The organism is Microbulbifer maximicatervae (SeqCode), from assembly GCF_052467305.1.
In genome coordinates, this window is the sequence record NZ_CP174306.1 from 4469192 (window position 1) to 4487674 (window position 18483).

Annotated in this window: 14 protein-coding genes; 8 read left to right on the forward strand and 6 right to left on the reverse strand. The window is 52.8% G+C overall.

The genetic code is table 11. The annotated features are described in order from the left end of the window. Positions 1 to 250: 250 nt before the first annotated feature. From ACJJI4_RS19465 to ACJJI4_RS19480, 4 genes are all read left to right on the forward strand, one after another. Complete coding sequence (locus ACJJI4_RS19465; RefSeq protein ID WP_282930824.1) at positions 251 to 1798, forward strand: phosphoenolpyruvate carboxykinase; 1548 nt, start codon at positions 251 to 253, stop codon at positions 1796 to 1798. Positions 1799 to 1984: 186 nt separating this feature from the next. Continuing rightward, a complete protein-coding gene (locus ACJJI4_RS19470) occupies positions 1985 to 2665 on the forward strand; it encodes a hypothetical protein (RefSeq protein ID WP_444926199.1) in 681 nt (226 codons plus the stop codon). A 16-nt stretch (positions 2666 to 2681) separates the two neighbouring features. Next, entirely contained in the window at positions 2682 to 3392 is a 711-nt protein-coding gene (locus ACJJI4_RS19475) for a D-Ala-D-Ala carboxypeptidase family metallohydrolase (protein ID WP_444895775.1), read from the forward strand. 82 nt (positions 3393 to 3474) lie between these two features. Beyond that, positions 3475 to 4554, forward strand: a complete 1080-nt coding sequence (locus tag ACJJI4_RS19480; protein ID WP_413663709.1) for an AI-2E family transporter — start codon at positions 3475 to 3477, stop codon at positions 4552 to 4554. A 73-nt stretch (positions 4555 to 4627) separates the two neighbouring features. Here the strand turns inward: ACJJI4_RS19480 and ACJJI4_RS19485 are convergent, their stop codons facing one another. After that, the gene (locus ACJJI4_RS19485) at positions 4628 to 5425 is read right to left on the reverse strand and encodes a bestrophin-like domain (protein WP_444926200.1); all 798 of its coding nucleotides are present in this window, start codon (positions 5423 to 5425) and stop codon (positions 4628 to 4630) included. Between the two features lie 155 nt (positions 5426 to 5580). Here ACJJI4_RS19485 and ACJJI4_RS19490 point away from each other — a divergent pair, with 155 nt between their 5' ends. Beyond that, complete coding sequence (locus tag ACJJI4_RS19490; RefSeq protein WP_444926201.1) at positions 5581 to 6102, forward strand: peroxiredoxin family protein; 522 nt, start codon at positions 5581 to 5583, stop codon at positions 6100 to 6102. A gap of 65 nt (positions 6103 to 6167) precedes the next feature. Here ACJJI4_RS19490 and ACJJI4_RS19495 read toward each other — a convergent pair whose 3' ends face one another. The 5 genes from ACJJI4_RS19495 to glnA all read right to left on the reverse strand — a co-directional run bounded on the left by ACJJI4_RS19495 (position 6168) and on the right by glnA (position 11736). After that, complete coding sequence (locus tag ACJJI4_RS19495) at positions 6168 to 6506, reverse strand: PAS domain-containing protein (RefSeq protein ID WP_444926202.1); 339 nt, start codon at positions 6504 to 6506, stop codon at positions 6168 to 6170. Between the two features lie 258 nt (positions 6507 to 6764). Next, positions 6765 to 8171, reverse strand: a complete 1407-nt coding sequence (gene ntrC / locus ACJJI4_RS19500) for a nitrogen regulation protein NR(I) (RefSeq protein ID WP_444926203.1) — start codon at positions 8169 to 8171, stop codon at positions 6765 to 6767. A gap of 3 nt (positions 8172 to 8174) precedes the next feature. Further along, on the reverse strand, positions 8175 to 9257 hold the full coding sequence (gene glnL / locus ACJJI4_RS19505; protein ID WP_413663715.1) for a nitrogen regulation protein NR(II): 1083 nt from the start codon (positions 9255 to 9257) through the stop codon (positions 8175 to 8177). A 329-nt stretch (positions 9258 to 9586) separates the two neighbouring features. Next, positions 9587 to 10135, reverse strand: coding sequence for a DUF4124 domain-containing protein (locus tag ACJJI4_RS19510; protein ID WP_444926204.1), 549 nt, complete (start codon positions 10133 to 10135; stop codon positions 9587 to 9589). 194 nt (positions 10136 to 10329) lie between these two features. Next, positions 10330 to 11736 carry a glutamate--ammonia ligase gene (glnA, locus tag ACJJI4_RS19515; protein ID WP_108734896.1) on the reverse strand — a complete coding sequence of 469 codons (1407 nt, stop codon included), beginning with the start codon at positions 11734 to 11736 and terminating at the stop codon, positions 10330 to 10332. Positions 11737 to 12061: 325 nt separating this feature from the next. On the opposite strand from glnA, the gene thiI reads away from it, so the two are divergent. The 3 genes from thiI to ACJJI4_RS19530 all read left to right on the forward strand — a co-directional run bounded on the left by thiI (position 12062) and on the right by ACJJI4_RS19530 (position 18092). After that, positions 12062 to 13543, forward strand: coding sequence for a tRNA uracil 4-sulfurtransferase ThiI (gene thiI, locus ACJJI4_RS19520; protein WP_444926205.1), 1482 nt, complete (start codon positions 12062 to 12064; stop codon positions 13541 to 13543). A gap of 200 nt (positions 13544 to 13743) precedes the next feature. Beyond that, entirely contained in the window at positions 13744 to 15552 is a 1809-nt protein-coding gene (gene typA, locus ACJJI4_RS19525) for a translational GTPase TypA (RefSeq protein WP_282930811.1), read from the forward strand. Positions 15553 to 16085: 533 nt separating this feature from the next. Continuing rightward, entirely contained in the window at positions 16086 to 18092 is a 2007-nt protein-coding gene (locus ACJJI4_RS19530; RefSeq protein WP_444926206.1) for a glycosyl hydrolase family 18 protein, read from the forward strand. Positions 18093 to 18483 lie beyond the last annotated feature (391 nt).

An 18483-nucleotide genomic window follows, 5' to 3' on the forward strand; every position in this document is an offset into this window, starting at 1 on the left:
CCCTGCCACCTGCCCCTCTACTCCCCTATTAAATTCAGAAAAAGAATAATCAAGGCCTAGACCATAAATTGCCTGAATTTAAGTCGACATTATTTTCCATGACAGCGCTGTCATTGACTACAAAATAGCCATAGTTGGTATCCGCATATTTTGAATTTTGCAATAATGCGCCCCCAAAATTTTCTACGGCTGTCTAAACCTTGGGCAGCCCCATTTTATTTACTGTCCAACTTTCACGGGTATTCCACGAATGGCACAGATCGACGACTCCGCGATGGTCTTCAAGAACCTATCACCGGCACAATTGGTAGAGCAGGCTCTGACGCGCGGCGAGGGCAAGCTGTCAGATACAGGCGCTCTGGTGACTGAAACCGGCGCACGCACCGGTCGCTCCCCGGCTGACCGCTTTGTTGTAGAAGAGCCCTCCACTGCCGACAGCATCGCCTGGGGCAACGTCAACCGTCCTTTCCCGCAGGATAAGTTTGACGCCCTGTGGGATCGTGTAGAGGCTTTTGTTGCTGGTCACGATACTTTTGTTCAGCACCTGCATGTGGGCCAGGATGAAGACCACTACTTGCCAGTGGTAGTGACCACCCAAACTGCATGGCACAACCTGTTCGGCCGCAACATGTTTATCCGCGCCGAAAAGTACAACCCCAAGTCCAAGGAAGAGTGGCAAATCCTGCACGCTCCTCACTTTGTCTGTGAGCCCGAGCGCGATGGCACCAACTCCGAAGGCTGCGTAATTATCAACTTCGGCCAGCGCAAAGTACTGCTGGCCGGCATGCGTTACGCCGGCGAAATGAAGAAGGCCATGTTCTCCGTACAGAACTTCCTGCTGCCAGAAAAAGACGTAATGCCAATGCACTGCGCGGCTAACGTCGGCGAAGATGGCGATACCTGCCTGTTCTTCGGCCTGTCCGGTACCGGCAAGACCACCCTGTCCGCGGATCCCGAGCGCTACCTGATCGGTGACGATGAGCACGGCTGGACCAAGGGTGCCGTCTTCAATATGGAAGGTGGCTGCTACGCGAAAACCATCGACCTGAGCCAGAAAAATGAGCCGGTAATCTGGGATGCCATCCGCTTCGGCGCCATCGTTGAAAACGTGGTAACCAACGACCACGGCACTGCCGACTACTGCGACACCAGCCTGACTGAAAACGGTCGTTGCTCCTACCCGCTGGAGCACGTCGAAATGCGTCAGCTGGAAAACCGCGCTGGCGAGCCGAAGAACGTTATCTTCCTGACTTGCGATGTATCCGGCGTACTGCCACCGGTATCCATCCTCTCCAAAGAGGCTGCGGCTTACCACTTCCTGTCTGGCTACACCGCCCGCGTAGGCTCCACCGAGCTGGGCGCAGAGGCCGGTATCCACCCGACTTTCTCCACCTGCTTTGGCGCGCCGTTTATGCCCCGTGCACCGCGCGAATACGCAGACCTGCTGATGAAGCGCATCGAAGAGTTCGGTTCCAAGGTCTACCTGGTAAACACCGGTTGGACCGGCGGCTCTGGCGACAACGGCAAGCGCTTCCCGATTCCGGTAACCCGCGCAGTGGTTGCCGCTATCCAGAGCGGCGCCCTGGAAGGCGTTGCCACTGAGCACCTGGATGCCCTGAACCTGGATATCCCGATGGAAGTGCCCGGCGTGGACAAGTCTTACCTGAACCCTCGTGAAGCCTGGGCTGACAAAGCTGCTTACGACGATCAGGCAGGCAAGCTGGCCAAGCTGTTCGCCGAGAACATTGAGAAGTTCAATGTCAGTGAAGACGTTAAAAATGCCGGCCCTAAAGCCTAAATAGAGGTTGTCGGGCACAGTCCGCTGTCCGTGACCCAAAAGCCGCTGCTCCCCCGGGACCAGCGGCTTTTTTTGTGGCTGATCCCAAGCCCGCAGCCTGTCGATTTTTGCGGCTATAGTGAGTAAACAGGCGCCGACGATTTTAGCGTCGGAAGAAAAACTCTCTCAGCAGCAATCGCGAGCACTATGTCCGCAGGTAACTCGTTTACTCGCTTCGAAACTCTGTTCCCACACAAGCCGCCCGGGCAAAGAGTCAATCGGGTGGTCGTCAGTGCCCTCACTTTAATACTCAGTGCCATCCTGTTTACCCTCTGGCTCTATCTATTCCTCTCCTTGCAAGAGAAGTCCTATGTCGAGCAGCGTGGCTATCGCCTCGCCAACGAGAAGACCTTTAACAAATTCCTGCGAGAGGGCAGTAACCGCTCCAGCGTACAAGCACTCAATCAATTACTTCGGGACCGGGGTGTCGCCGAGGTTTTTCCTATTCGTGATCTTCTGCGACAGGGAGGGGACTGGCTGGAACTGGGGGAACCGCCATTCGCCATACCACCCAGGGACCAGTGGTCCAATATTGTGAAAACCCTCACCCTGGTGCGAGATCAGGTAATACCGCTAATTGGCCCTGTCACCGTGGTTTCCGCTTACCGCACTGATGCCTACAACCGAAAACTTGCGACCGAAGACCAGCCCCGCCACCGTGACTTTTGCGGGCTGGACTTAATTCCGAATTCCAATATCGGTAAAAACGAACTCGCTGAAGAGCTAAGCACACTGCACGCACGCCTCGGTCCCGATAGCAATGTCGGGATGGGCCTGATTGACGATGTCCTGTTTCATGTCGATACCTGTGGCTATCGCACCTGGTAATTGAGGGAGCTGCCCGATGGTTATGCAAAGTAACAAAGAGTGCGTAGAAATCGGCCAGCGTCAACTACGCCGGCGGATCATCATCATTGGGGCAATCGCACTGGCGATTCTCACCGGCCTATTTGTTTTTACTTACGAACGCGCGCGCGAGGCTGATGACCGGGTGAAATCCCCTATCGATATCCTACCGCTGCTAATGATCCCGGAGGTTTACGATATCCAGGGCTATCCGGCAGCTTCCGAGAGGGCATTCAGCCGCTTCCTGAGCAAAGGCAATAACCATGCACGCTTTACTCAACTCAAAAAATTCCTGCGCTCCAACCGGGTTGAACAGGTTGTGCAACCCTATGAGCTATTGCGTCAGGGCAGTGACTGGCAGGATTTGGACGAACCCGCATTCGCCATCCCTCCCAAGGAGCTCTGGTGGGGCATCGTAAATACTCTGCGGGTAATCGAGCGGGAAATAGTGCCCCGCGTCGGCCCGGTAACAGTGGTCTCCGGGTGGCGCACAGTGGATTACAACCGTAAGGCCGGGGGTTCCAAGGGAAGTAAACATCTGCATTTCTGCGGGCTGGATATAGTTCCGAAAAAGAAGTTCTCCCGAGAGCAATTGGTGCCCGTACTGAGGGATATCCACAAGCGCAACGGCCGCGAGTGGCAAATGGGCCTCGGAATCTATCGGGGCATTCGATTTCACGTGGATACGTGCGGATATAGGCGCTGGTAAAACCCCACTGCATCTGCTTAGATAGAGCAAAAATTAGGCGCCCTACCACTGGGCTGCCAAAAGAGAAGCAGAGGAAGTCGCAGTGCAAGAAAAACTGGAAAGGCGCTCATTTATATTGACCTTATTATTGGTCAGCGTAGCTTTTTTACTCCTAATAAAACCCTTCTTTACCCCTATTTTTTGGGCTTGTGCCACCGCACTGATTTTCTACCCCGTGTACCGTCTGCTGATGCAGCGCTTTCCCAATTCGCCTAATTTAATGGCTCTGCTAACCCTGTTTATGTGTATCGTTCTATTGGTGATACCCGTATTGGTAGTGGCCACCTCTTTTATTAATGAAGCGGTAACTCTGTATCACCGGATCCAGGAAGGACAAATTGATGTTTCTAAATCCTTTGAGCAGATTCGCAGTGCTTTCCCCAGGGTTAACAGCACGCTCGAGAGTATTGGCGTGGATGTCGAGGAGGCCAAGCAGCGCCTGATGGGTGGAGTGATGAATGCCGGTAGCTTCGTCGCAAAAAATGCGATTGAGGTCGGACAGAATACTGTTAACTTTTTCGTTATGTTGGGTTTAATGCTTTACCTCACCTTCTTCCTGATTCGCGATGGCGAAAGGCTGGTTAACCTGATTATCCATGCCCTACCACTAGGTGATGAGCGCGAGCACCTTTTGCTGGCAAAGTTTGCTGAAGTCACTCGCGCAACCATTAAAGGAAATCTGGTAGTCGCTATTACCCAGGGCGGCTTGGGCGGAATTATTTTCTGGGTGCTGGGCCTACCGGCACCGGTGCTTTGGGGTGTATTAATGACCCTGTTGTCATTGTTGCCCGCCGTCGGTGCCGCATTGATCTGGTTCCCCGCTTCTATTTACCTCTATGCTATTGGCGAACCCATGAAGGCAACGATTTTACTCGCCTATGGTTTCACCGTGATCAGTCTGGTAGATAACCTGTTACGCCCAATATTGGTGGGTCGAGACACAAAACTCCCCGACTATTTAGTGCTTTTCTCCACTGTCGGCGGTCTGTTTATGTTTGGAATCAGTGGCTTTGCGATAGGCCCCCTTCTCGCTGCACTATTCCTCGCCTTCTGGGAAATTTTTATGCGTGAGTTTGTGCATCCCGAAGATGTCTTAATGCCACAAAAACCTGAAGATCTTTAACCTGTTCCCCGGGGCGGAAAAGCCTTAATTCCGCCCCACCCAATTAATATGCAAAGTCAGCTCGCACAACAGCTCAGTGGGCAGCCTCCTGTAGCTCTTTCAGCTGCAAATTGAGATCGCTCATCGGCGACTGATCAACCAACAGTGCTCCCTCATTTGCCCGATCCAAATCCGCCACCAGTAAAATCACTGTTGAGAAAGTCAGGGCCAAAGCTATAACTACCTGGGCAGATCCCCCGCGACTTATACCCAACTGGTATCCAATTGCCAGCATCGCCAAAATGGTCATAAAGTACAGGGAGAGCCAGAGTGGACCCGGTATACGGTATTGCAGCCCAACCACAACCCTGGCACGGTGCAGATCTACCATCCCGTTAACCTGCTCGGCAAACTGGCGTAAATAATCGGCGTTGTAATCCTGTGCGATGTGCGCCTCGATCAAACGCCAAAGAGCCTGGTGAATTTCCTCACTGCGAGCTACATCTTCCGGAGTGACGGCGATTGATGGGTCAATATCCCTGAGATTTGCATATTCAGCTATTAGGTCTCGCGCCTTATTCTGCTTATCCAATTGCAAAAAGCTCGCATTTAAATATGCGGCCTGGATGGTATTGACCTCCTGCAACAGCAATGCCTTGCGTTCATTAAATCGGTCGGCTGTCATATTAAAGGTAAATGCCAAAACGAATGCGACCAGGCCCAAAGTGGCAGCTACCGCACTGCCCAGGGAAGAATCCTCCTTGATACTGGCATTCACTACCCGCCGCTGCCCCAGATAAATCCCCACAGCTAAAGCGCATAGCACTACGGCAACTGAAATGGTATAGATCAGTGGAAGAGGCAGAGTATAGAAAAGGCTGTCAAAGCGCATTTAAGCCCCTGCAAAACGGCAAGTCCAAACGGTGCATTGACGCACCAATTTTCTTACTTTGGCGCATAAAGCATAGCAGTTATAGCAGAGCTATTGGCCAGTTAGACCTTAGGGCAGTAGCATAGGCGTATCGGTAAACTACAAGGGATATATTCGTGAAATATCTGCTGACTTTCTTAATTACGATGTTTATCAGCCTTCCCAGCCTCGCTCTGGAAGTTGGTGAAATGGCGCCAAATTTCACTCTACAGGGGTCTGATGGCCAAACCCACACATTGGCGGACCTCCAGGGCACAAGCGCTGTTGTGATCGCCTGGTTTCCCAAGGCATTCACCCGTGGCTGTACCATAGAGTGTAAATCGCTCGCCCAAAACGGTCACTTGATCAAAGATTATGAAGTCACTTACTTTATGGCCAGTACAGATGATCTTGACGATAACACCCGATTTGCTGAAGAGAGCGAAGCAGACTTCCCGTTACTCAGCGACCCCACCGGTGAAACGGCTAAAGCGTACGATGTACTTATTCCCGTAATGAATATCGCCCGTCGCGTTACCATTTATATCGGTAAAGATGGACGAATTAAAAAAATTGACAAGGATATTAAGCCGGCAACCAGCGCAGAGGATATAGCGCGAACGCTTGGTGAATTGGGTGTTAAAAAGGAGTCAGCCTGATAATAAATAGTCCGGAACGACTAAATAAACGATGAAATAGCCCAGTGCTCTATTGGGCTATTGGGCTATTGGGAATCAATGACAAAAGATATCCCAAAACAGCAATCCCGCCCTTCAAATTCATCCAACCACTTGCAGACATTCAACGTAACCTCTCCACGGCTGGATTTATCGACATACTCTTGCAGGTGCTCGGGTTTCCCTGAGGAAAAAACCCGATCATCCGCAGCTTTTAATGCATCAGCATTATTTGACCAGGGAAGTTCCCGGTCTGTCTTACCAGTCACTTCACCACCGGCCAATTGACATATTTGGCGATTACCCCATAGATATACGCCTGTTTGATCTTTAATCCAAAATAAAAATGGAACCTCGGCAACTACTTTCAGTTCATCAGCAGTCATATCGTCTCAATCATCTAAATACCAGCAATTAACTCTAACTTTAGCAGGCAATAAAAATATCGCTCAGGATTCTATACATAGCTGCATTTTCAAATTTATTCGCTGAAACACAAAATACCTATCTAAATAAATATTAATAGATGACTGCTAGTAAAAGACTCAATCAGGAACAAAAAAAATTAAGAGCGGCCTGATAATGAGATATGAGTATATTTCAAGTAGGTCTTCCCATGGTGTTTGATAAGACCTCACTGTTATTTACTCTCCACCAATTTCCAATTCTTTTAACTTCCGTGTCAGGGTATTTCTACCCCATCCCAACAGATCAGCTGCATCGCGTTTACGCCCAGCTGTATGCTTTAGCGCAATTTCTATTAACGCTTTTTCAAATGCGGGAACAGCCTCATTTAAAATTTCTCGCTGCCCAGAGGATAGGGCCTGGTCGGCCCACAGACGCAGAGCTTTTTGCCAGTCTGCCGGTGTTTCTGTCGTCGCGCCCTGCTGATGCAACTCCTGTGGCAAATCTTCAATATGTACCTCGCGTCCGGAGGCCATTACGGTAATCCAGCGGCAGGTATTTTCCAGTTGTCGCACATTACCGGGCCAATCCAGCCCAGAGAGATACTCCTCAGTTTCCTTGGTTAGGATCTTTGACTCCACCCCCAGATCTTTTGCCGCAGCATTAAAGAAATGTCTCACCAATCGCGGAATATCCTCACGGCGATCCGCCAGTCTTGGAATATGGATGCGAATAACATTCAGGCGGTGAAACAGATCCTCGCGAAATTTATGCTGACATACCAACTCTTCCAGATCCTGGTGAGTCGCCGCAATAATACGCACATCCACTTTGACCGGGGTGTGGCCACCGACACGGTAAAATTCACCATCAGCCAACACGCGCAATAACCGGGTTTGCGTATCCGCGGGCATATCACCAATTTCATCTAGAAACAGGGTGCCACCATTGGCCTGTTCAAAACGTCCGGCACGCTGGGAGCTGGCACCGGTAAAGGCCCCTTTTTCATGGCCAAATAATTCGGACTCCATCAGGTCCTTGGGTATAGCCGCCATATTCAATGCAATAAATGGCTTATCCCTGCGCGGACTGTGATTATGCAGTGCCTGTGCCACCAGCTCCTTTCCGGTGCCGGATTCACCATTGATTAAGACGGTGATATTGGAGTGCGACAGGCGACCAATCGCGCGAAACACCTCCTGCATCGCCGGCGCTTCACCAATAATTTCTTTATTACCCTGGCCATTCTCTGGCTCAACCTGCTCTTCAGCACGTTGCTCACTAGCGTGCATCAAGGCCCGTCGGGTTACCGCTACGGCCTCATCTATATCAAATGGCTTGGGCAGGTATTCAAAAGCTCCCCCTTGGTAAGCAGCTACCGCGCTATCCAGGTCCGAGTGCGCAGTCATAATAATTATCGGCAGGCTCGGTCGCTCAGCCTGGAAGCGCTGCAACAATTTAAAGCCATCGGAGCCCGGCATACGGATATCACTGATTACTACATCCGGTGAATCGCTGTAGAAATCATCCAGGGCGCGGTCGCCACTCTCGTAGCACTGGGTATCAATTCCCTCACGCGATAGCGCTCTTTCCAGCACCCAGCGGATTGATCTGTCGTCGTCAATAATCCAAACGCGATTACTCATTCTCTAGGTTCCTGTATTTGCTAATTCGGTAGTCAGGGGCAGATAAATTTGGAAAATGCTACGGCCGGGTTGGCTGTCACACTTAATCAGCCCCTTGTGCTGATTAATAATGTTCTGGGAAATTGAAAGTCCAAGACCTGAACCCTCGGCGCGGCCGGAGATCATCGGGAAGAATATCCGCTCGCGAATATCCTCCGGTATGCCCGGGCCGTTATCTTCAATTTCTATACGGCAGACCAATGGACAGTTGCGGCGGCCAATGGTGAATTGGCGCTGGATACGCGTACGCAATACCATCTCCCCACTACTGAGGCCAATACTTTCATCGATGGCTTGCATGGCGTTGCGGGCAATATTAAGCAGCGCCTGAATCAATTGTTCGCTATCGGCGGGGACATCGGGAATAGACGGATCGTAGTCCCTGCGAATTTGAAGCTCACCGATACACTCAGCATCCAGCAACTGGGCAACCCGCTCCAGAACCTCGTGCACATTAACCGGTTGCAGTACTACCGGCTGGCGTGGTCCCAATAAACGGTCAACCAGATTGCGCAGGCGATCCACTTCCTCGATGATAATCTGTGTATATTCGTCTAACTCCCGGTCCGGCAACTCGCGCTGCAATAGTTGTGCAGCCCCGCGGATACCACCGAGGGGGTTCTTGACCTCATGGGCCATGCCGCGAACCAGGTTTCGTGTCGTTTCCTGGGCACTGAGCAGCGCATCTTCCCTGGCAATTCGCAACAGGCGATCCATCGGCTGCACTTCCACAAGTAGCACAGAAAACTCGGGGACCGGGCTGACTGAGTAATCCACGGTTCGGGTTTCAAGATTGTTCAACCTCCAACTGGCCCGGCGCACTGTGTACTTCTCATTTTTGCGCAATGCTTCCCGCATAGCCTCATAGGCAGTGGGAGATTCTCGCACCACCTCCTCCAACTTCGAGCCTTTAACTCGAGTACTGGAGGCGGCCAACAAGTCCTCAGCGGCATTGTTCAAATAGCAAAGCGATAAGTTTTCATCCAGCACCAACACTGCGGAAGTCAGGCTATCGAGTAATTGGCGCAACTGGCGATCATTCAGCATTCACAAAATTTCCGATTCATTCCGAGGCTCTGACCAAACTCCCTTTGGTCACCCCCAGCAAACTAGCGCTGTATCTAGTCAGTGCAAAAAGCAAACCAAAATGGCGCATATGCTGGCATTTACAGGCGGGAACAACTTCAACCGGACACAATCGGTGCGCAGTTAGCTGTAGTGGCATAGCGAGTTATTCAGCTTAAAAAATGAGATGCCGCCAGCCACAGGCAGAATGCACCATAACGGTGCGCAGGTCAAAAAACAAACAAACGGAATTAGGAGAGGGCTAGAAGTGAGAGGGCAATTAGATTGAGGGGGCTTTCGCCCCCCAGTATTTAACCCCTAGCTATGGGTCGCTTCACGTAAATTGTGACCACGCTGGATTGAGCCAGAACCCGCCCATTTGAACCCACCAGGACGGCCTGCAGAGTATGCGTTCCACGCTCAAGAGCCGAGATATCTAGGGCATTGCCGTATGCACTCCCCTGCCAGCGCTGCCCATCAATAACCGCATAGAAGCTCGAACCTTCTGGATAGGCTGGAGTTACTTGTACCTCAAGCGCAATCAGGGTTTGCCCTGGGGGGATAGTAGCTTCATTAATTGGGCTCACAATCTGAATCGAAACAGCCTCGGAGTCCCCATCCTTGCTTTTTGGCGACAATTTTCTTGAGGGTAGCTGTCGAGGCAAGGCGATCGGTTGGATGTTGATCGGTGCCAACTCAACCTCTTCCGAGTTTCCATTTGGTGGTGGCGTATCACTAAAGGTTACCTGACCATCGGGACCCACTATTTTGTATATGGCCCCAGTCTCTGCGAAAGCCACAACAGCTACTATGGGCAAAACCAATAAAACAGCTTTCAGTAGTTCTTGAATTCCCAACATTCTATTAGCCACCCTGCAATTCCCCCCATTTCAGGTATAGGGACTTTCATACTTTTGGCGCCATTTATTGCTGCTGCAGACCACAGAGCCCTCAAGTCCCGGCTGACAGTGTACTCGCAATAAAAAAGCCCGCACCAGGGTGGCGCGGGCTTTTCGAGAACGGCTCGACGGCATCACCGTGATGCCGGTCGCCATTACACGGAGTAGTACATATCGAACTCGACCGGGTGAGTGGTCATGTTCAGACGCTCTACTTCTTCACGCTTCAGCTCGATGTAGGCATCGATAGCATCGTTAGTGAATACACCACCGGCTGTCAGGAACTCACGATCCTGGTCCAGAGCATCCAGGGCGCCTTCCAGGCTGGAAGCGACAGTCGGGTACTCAGCCAGCTCTTCCGGCGGCAGATCGTACAGATCCTTGTCCGCAGCATCGCCAGGGTGGATCTTGTTCTTGATACCGTCGAGACCCGCCATCAGCAGTGCGGCGAAAGACAGGTACGGGTTGGCGGTCGGGTCCGGGAAGCGAGTCTCGATGCGCTTGCCTTTCGGGGAGGGCACGAAAGGAATACGGATAGACGCAGAGCGGTTGCGCGCAGAGTAAGCCAGGATTACCGGCGCTTCGAAGCCAGGTACCAGACGCTTGTAAGAGTTGGTGGAAGCGTTACACAGCGCGTTCAGGGCGCGAGCGTGCTTAACGATACCGCCGATGTAGTACAGAGCAGCTTCGGACAGACCAGCGTAGGCGTCACCGGCAAACTGGTTTACGCCATCCTTGCTAAAGGACTGGTGGACGTGCATACCGGAACCGTTATCGCCAACCAGCGGCTTGGGCATAAAGGTCGCGGTCTTGCCGTAGGCGTGGGCAACGTTGTGTACAGCGTACTTGAGGATCTGTACTTCGTCCGCTTTCTTGGTCAGGGTGTTGGCGGCAACGCCGATCTCACACTGGCCAGCAGTACCCACTTCGTGGTGATGCACTTCTACGCGCAGGCCCATTTGCTCCATCGCAGAACACATAGCGGCGCGAACGTCGTGCAGGGAATCCACCGGAGGAACCGGGAAGTAACCGCCTTTAACGCCGGGGCGGTGACCAATATTGCCTTCGGCAAAGTTGTGACCAGAGGACCAGGCTGCTTCTTCGGAGTTGATCTTGTAGAAGGCGCCGCCCATTTCGGCACCCCAGGTAATATCGTCGAATACGAAGAACTCGGGCTCGGGACCGAACAGAGCGGTGTCACCCAGACCAGTGGACTTCAGGTATTCCTCAGCGCGCAATGCGATGGAGCGAGGATCGCGCTCGTAACCCTGACCAGTAATTGGGTCGACGATGTTACAGCGAATGATAACGGTGCTCTCATCGGTGAAGGGGTCGAGGAAAGCTGTCTCGTCATCCGGCATCAGGATCATGTCGGATTCGTTGATGCCCTTCCAACCGGCGATGGAAGAACCATCGAACATTTTGCCTTCTTCAAAGAACTCACCGTCAACTTCCGACGCAGGGATGGAAACGTGTTGTTCTTTACCCTTGGTATCGGTAAAGCGCAGGTCTATCCATTTCGCTTCACTTTCATTAATCAAACCGAGCGTTTTCGCTGACATTGCAGTCCTCCAGGTCTTGAAAAGTAATTGGTCGCTATGCCTTGCTGTCGCTGCCGGCATTCACTCTCTCCCTGGCGTGAAATAAAGCAAGGAGTGTGCCAAATTAGGGCAATCGCCTCATAGTCCCGGTTGGCGCCGGTGCGAGCCCCAGCAAAGTGCTGACGCAGCCAGGATAGATGTATTGTGGCCGAGCAGCCACACAAATACGCACCAAAATAGAACATATTTGCTCTCGCTTCGCCCGCAAACAGTGCACAACCAACTTGGCTCCGGCTAGTTTATAATGCCGCACCTTCTATCAACATGCGGTACCCCACGGATTCCCATGCACTTTGTCGTCAAGTTTTTTCCAGAGATCACCATCAAGAGCAACCCTGTGCGCAAGCGCATGTCGCGCCAGCTCAAGGACAACCTGCAGCGCCTGCTGCGCCAGCTGGACGACCGTATCCAGGTGCGCAAGGATTGGGAAAAGATCGATGTGATCGCGCCCGATGCTGTGTCCCACCTGGGTGGACGTATCGAAGAGGTGCTCTCTCATACCCCCGGCATCGCCAACTTCTCCCGCGTGCGCCAGTTCCCCCTGGGCGACCTGCACGACATGTACGAGAAAACCCTGTCGGTTTGGGGAGCAGCCCTGAAAGACAAGACTTTCTGCGTCAGGGTTAAGCGCACCGGTAAACACGACTTCCAGTCCCTGGATGTGGAGCAGTATGTTGGTGGCGGCCTCAACAAGAATACCGAGGCATCCGGAGTCAAACTGAAAAACCCCGACATCACCGTTAAACTGGAGATCCGCCACGACAAGCTCAACGTGATCGAAGAGCAGCATCCCGGCCTGGGCGGCTTCCCCCTCGGAACGCAAGACCCGGTTTTGTCGCTGGTATCCGGTGGCTTCGACTCTACCGTGGCCAGTTACATGACCATGAAGCGCGGTATCCGCACCCACTTCCTGTTCTTCAACCTGGGCGGACGCCAGCACGAGCTGGGCGTGAAAGAAGTCTCCTACTACCTGTGGAACAAATACGGCGCTTCCCATCGGGTGCGCTTTATAACCGTGCCGTTTGACGAAGTAGTGGCAGAAATTCTCGAGCGGGTCGACGACTCCCATATGGGCGTCATTTTGAAACGCATGATGCTGCGCGCCGCCGATGTGATCGCTAAAGAACTGGAGGTGGACGCCGTAGTCACCGGTGAAGCCATCGCCCAGGTTTCCAGCCAGACCCTGAAAAATCTGTCGGTGATCGACAGTGTTACCAATACCCTGGTATTGCGCCCACTGATCACCACCGACAAGACCGATATTATCCGTACCTCCCGGGCCATCGGCACCGAAGAGTTTGCCGCCAATATGCCGGAGTACTGCGGCGTTATCTCGGTAAAACCCACCACCCGCGCCAAGATTGAAAAAGTGGAGTCCGAGGAAAACCGTTTCGATTTCACCGTCCTCGATCGCGCTATCAGCAATCGGGTGATGCAGAATATTGATCAGGTGATCGAAGAAGTCGATGGCGAAGCGCCGGATGTGGAGATCCGCGAGGAGCCGGGCAGCGCCGTGGTGATCGATATCCGCCACCCTGATGAGGAGGAGCTGGATCCACTGGAGCTAGGCTGTGAGGTGCAGACTATTCCTTTCTACCGCCTCAACAACAGCTTCGCCCACCTGGACCAGGAGCGCGAGTACCTCCTGTATTGCTCTAAAGGCGTTATGAGCCGCCTGCATGCCTCACACCTGCTTGATGAAGGTTTTCGCAATGTGGGTGTGCTGCGCCCGCTGATTCCCCACAGACCGGAAACCATTAAGAAGTAACTTCTGCTCAAGGCGCGGGCAATCACCGCCCGCGCGTGTTTTAAAGCGAACAGCGCCCCGGGGCGGTGATTTTTTACTCAAAATCACTCCCAATTGTCATGCGGCCCCCCTATAATCGCCGCCTTTGGCCGGAATGCTGCTGTAGAAACCCCGCAGGCCCCCGCCCCGACTTACCAAGATTTAACGCCCAGAGGCCCCCAGTGATAGAGAATCTGCGCAATATTGCGATTATCGCCCACGTAGACCATGGCAAAACCACCCTTGTGGACAAGCTGTTGTCCCAGTCCGGCACTCTCGACCGCCGCGACGAAGGCGCCGAGCGCGTCATGGACTCCAACGATCAAGAGCGTGAGCGTGGCATCACCATCCTGGCGAAAAACACCGCTATCCGCTGGAATGACTACCGCATCAATATTGTCGACACCCCAGGGCACGCCGACTTCGGCGGCGAGGTAGAGCGCGTACTGTCCATGGTGGATTCAGTTCTGCTGCTCGTAGACGCAGTAGATGGCCCCATGCCGCAGACTCGCTTCGTAACCCAGAAGGCGTTTGAGCAGGGCCTCAACCCGATCGTGGTGATTAACAAGATCGACCGCCCCGGCGCTCGCCCCGACTGGGTGATGGACCAGGTATTCGACCTGTTCGACAGCCTCGGCGCCACCGACGAGCAGTTGGACTTCCCGGTTGTCTACGCCTCCGCCCTGAACGGCATCGCCGGTCTCGACGACACCGACCTGGCCGACGATATGACGCCGCTGTTCCAGATGATTGTGGACAAGGTTGAGCCCCCGAAGGTTGACCCCACCGGCGCCTTCCAGATGCAGGTTTCCGCTCTGGACTACTCCAGCTACGTAGGCGTAATCGGCGTTGGCCGTATCACTCGCGGTACCCTGAAGCCGAACCAGCAAGTGGTAGTTCTCGATCGCGAGGGCAACTCGCGCAAAGCCAAGGTCCTGCAGGTTATGGGTTACCTCGGCCTGGAGCGTGTAGAAGTGGAGCAAGCCAGTGCTGGCGATATCGTGTGTATCACCGGTGTGGGTGAGCTAAATATCTCCGATACCCTGTGCGATCTGGATACTCCAGAAGCCCTGCCCGCCCTGAGCGTGGACGAGCCCACCGTAAGCATGACCTTCCAGGTCAACGACTCCCCCTTTGCTGGCCAGGACGGCAAGTTCGTTACCTCGCGCAACATCAAAGAGCGTCTTGACCAGGAGCTGATTCACAACGTGGCCCTGCGTGTAGAGCAAGGCGACTCTCCTGATAAGTTCAAGGTTTCCGGCCGAGGCGAATTGCACTTGTCTGTCCTCATCGAATCCATGCGCCGAGAAGGTTTCGAGCTGGGCGTTTCCCGCCCCGAAGTGGTGCAGAGAGAGGTCGACGGAGAGATCCACGAGCCTTATGAAGAAGTGGTTATCGATGTTGAGGAACCTCATCAGGGGCCCATTATGGAAGAGCTGGGCCTGCGCAAGGCCGATCTCACCAATATGGAGCCCGATGGCAAAGGTCGCGTGCGCCTAACCTTTATCGTGCCCTCGCGCGGCATGATCGGCTTCCGCTCCCAATTCCTTACCATCACCAGTGGTTCTGGCATTATGACCAGTATCTTCGACCACTACGGTCCGGTGAAGCAGGGTGAGGTGGCCAAGCGCATCAACGGTGTACTGGTTTCCATGGTCAAGGGCAAAACCCTCGCCTATGGTCTGTTCGCACTACAAGATCGTGGTCGCCTGTTCCTGGGCCACGGCGAAGAGGTCTACGAAGGCCAAATCGTCGGTATTCACTCCCGTGGCAACGACCTGGTGGTAAACCCCACCAAGGCCAAACAGCTCACTAATGTGCGCGCGTCAGGTACCGACGATGCACTCACTCTATCACCACCCATTCGTCACACCCTTGAGCAGGCTCTGGAATTTATCGAAGACGATGAATTGGTAGAAGTGACTCCTAACTTTATCCGCCTGCGCAAGAAAATTTTGCAGGAAAATATGCGCAAGCGCGCGAAGAAATAATTAGTATTTTCTTCAACTTTAAAAAGGGCCCTCTGGGCCCTTTTTTGTTTTTGCCATATCATGACATCTTCAATCCCTGAAGAGGGACAATCAAAAACTTCTCCGTAGCAACATTTCATAGTAAAGAGGTGATTGATTAACTCGACAGAAGCCGTGCTGCACTAAACTGCAGGGAGGCTGCCTGCAAGAGGCCGTAAATATCGCTCGCCAGAATCCGGTATTTTTTTCCGATCTCTTACCCCAAAAAGAAAATTTATCTTCTTTTGATATTAAATAATCGACCATTTTTATCGTTGATCTGCTCAAATATTTATTCCTGGAAGGTGCAATTAAATTTATGCCCGCACTTTTTATTGTCCCCATCATAAAATTACAGCGGAAATAAATATAACCACTCAGCCACTACCCTCCGTGGCTTGCACATTTATTCCACATTTCCTCGCGGAACTTTTACCTCTCCATTTATTCAAATTTTTCCACATATAACGACAAATTTCTTTATACATAATTAAGACCTATGGGAGGTCAATCTAATGTTTTCTTTCCTGCAATCTCAGGATCGAACAAGGATGTTGGTGGGCAGCCGCAGTGAACGCGGATCTAAATTTGGGTTTAAATTAAAAGCTGCGGCGGCACTCGCAGCAGCAATCGCCATCAGCGGAAACGTCAGCGCACAAGAAACCTCTAAACGTGTATCTGCCTATTGGGCCGATTGGGAATACTGGGCCGACTCATCCTTCACCCATGACAACGTGGATTTCTCCAAGCTCACTCACGTTCAGTACGCCTTTGCCTGGAATGACGAAGACGGCAACATCTACTTTACAGACCCCTACGTTTTCTACGGCCTGGGCGCCCAATCATTTTCCGGCGGCGCCGGTGATGGTCCCGTAAAATGCTCGCCGCAATTCTGGCACCCCTACAGCCAATACGATTCCAGTATTCAGCCCGCGGTCTGCCAGGGCTGGAATGACCACGAATCAGGTTTTGTAAAATCGGTACATGACGACGGTGCCAAGGCGATCCTGTCTATGGGCGGCTGGACCCTCTCCCACAAAGTCTCTGAGATGATGGAGAGCGACACCGCACGTGCAGCCTTTATCGAAAATGCAGTGACACTGCTTACTGACTGGGATTTCGATGGTCTCGATCTCGATTTCGAATACCCCGGCTATGCACCGAACGGCGGACGCTCGATCGACAAAGAAAACTTCACCACCCTGCTGCAAGAGCTGCGCGCGCGCTTCGATGAGGTTGAAGCGGAGACCGGCAAAAATCTGGAACTGACCGCTGCCGTGGCCTGTGGCCCCTCGATTGCAGAAGAGGGTTATGATTTTGCTGCTGTGGGCGAAGTCCTCGACTATGTCAACCTGATGACTTATGACTTTGGTGGCGACTGGGATACCGTAGCCCAGCATACCTCGCCGCTTTACCCCTATGAAGGCCAGGTCAACGAAGGCTTCGACGCAGACAGCTGCCGCAATATGTGGATGACTGAGGGCAATATTCCCGCTGAGAAGATCACCCTGGGTATGTCCCACTACGGCCGCAGCGTGGCTGGCGCCACCGCAATCGGTGAAGCCGCCTCCGGACAAGACGTCGCTCACTGGGGCTCTGACACCGAGACGCGCTACTACCAGATCGTTGAGAAAATGCAGAGCGACTCTTCATTCCAGACCGCTTACGATCCCGAGGCCGTCACCCACTATGGTTGGTTTGAGGATGGCGGTTTTATCTCTTTCGAAGATACGACTTCTATCGCCGCACGCGCCCAATATGTGCTCGACCAGGGCCTTGGTGGCGTGATGATCTGGCAGCTACGCGGCGGAATGTTATTGGAGAACAATGAATACCAGTATCCACTACTTGATGCCGCACTCGAAGTTTTCGGACAGGGTGGCTCCAGTGATAGCGATACCGGAGACACTGGCGATACCGGAGACACCGGAGACACCGGAGACACCGGAGACACCGGAGACACCGGAGACACCGGAGACACCGGAGATACCGGAGACACTGGAGACACCGGAGATACTGGCGACACCGGAAGTGGCGGTGGCAATAATAATGGCGGAAGCAGCGCCTGCGTCGCGTTTGAGCAGCCCTATGCCGGCGACCCAGGTTATTCAGTCGGTGACGTTGTTGTCTTTGAAGGAGTCGCCTACGAGTCCACCCACGAGCCAAACTGGTGGTCTCCAGGTTCCGCGCCATCGCTGTGGACCGAAACCACCTGTCAAACTGAGGGCGAAGGCTCCGACAATGGTTCCGACAGCGGCTCTGGCGATAGCAACGACAATGGCTCCGATAGCGGTTCTGACGACAACGCCGATAACGGTTCCGATGACAACACCGACAGCGATCAAGGTTCAGGTGAGACCGCTTCCTGCCCCGAATTCCAGCAGCCATATGCTGGTGACGAAGGCTATCAAGTTGGCGACCTAGTAACCTTCGAAGGCCAGGTTTACGTGTCTACCTTTGGACCCAACTGGTGGTCCCCGGCTAACGCTCCCCAGTACTGGGAAGCGAGTTCCTGCCAGTAACCTGGATACACTTTGGCCGCCTTCTCAGGGAAGGTGGCTCAATGTTTGTTCTAATAGAAGGGCCCTTATCGGGCCCTTTCTATTTATTATTTAGTCCGCGCTTAAAATAATTATTACGGCGCACCTTGTAAGATATGCATCACTTCACCAAAGCCATCCTTTGGCAAATTATTTCTCAACCAACGAATTCCATCATTTGTCAGATTTTGCTCATACTTAATTTGATTTTGATCTCGAAGATAAATTCTGAGCCTGGTGTAAGAGGCAATAAATCTCTGCAGCTTGTAATCAATTAAACTAATTTTTTATCATCCATTCTTAAAATGTATTTTGGAACCCAGCGGCTAGGTGCCGGACCAGTGCCAGTAGCTGTTTCAACCGCCTGAATTTG

Bases quoted from the DNA above. Each gene is read 5' to 3' on its own strand.
- ACJJI4_RS19530 (WP_444926206.1), top strand. From the start codon at position 16,086: ATGTTTTCTTTCCTGCAATCTCAGGATCGAACAAGGATGTTGGTGGGC.
- ACJJI4_RS19465 (WP_282930824.1), top strand. From the start codon at position 251: ATGGCACAGATCGACGACTCCGCGATGGTCTTCAAGAACCTATCACCG.
- ACJJI4_RS19485 (WP_444926200.1), bottom strand. From the start codon at position 5,425: ATGCGCTTTGACAGCCTTTTCTATACTCTGCCTCTTCCACTGATCTAT.
- thiI (WP_444926205.1), top strand. From the start codon at position 12,062: ATGCACTTTGTCGTCAAGTTTTTTCCAGAGATCACCATCAAGAGCAAC.
- glnA (WP_108734896.1), bottom strand. From the start codon at position 11,736: ATGTCAGCGAAAACGCTCGGTTTGATTAATGAAAGTGAAGCGAAATGG.
- glnL (WP_413663715.1), bottom strand. From the start codon at position 9,257: ATGCTGAATGATCGCCAGTTGCGCCAATTACTCGATAGCCTGACTTCC.
- ACJJI4_RS19475 (WP_444895775.1), top strand. From the start codon at position 2,682: ATGGTTATGCAAAGTAACAAAGAGTGCGTAGAAATCGGCCAGCGTCAA.
- ntrC (WP_444926203.1), bottom strand. From the start codon at position 8,171: ATGAGTAATCGCGTTTGGATTATTGACGACGACAGATCAATCCGCTGG.
- ACJJI4_RS19495 (WP_444926202.1), bottom strand. From the start codon at position 6,506: ATGACTGCTGATGAACTGAAAGTAGTTGCCGAGGTTCCATTTTTATTT.
- ACJJI4_RS19510 (WP_444926204.1), bottom strand. From the start codon at position 10,135: ATGTTGGGAATTCAAGAACTACTGAAAGCTGTTTTATTGGTTTTGCCC.
- ACJJI4_RS19470 (WP_444926199.1), top strand. From the start codon at position 1,985: ATGTCCGCAGGTAACTCGTTTACTCGCTTCGAAACTCTGTTCCCACAC.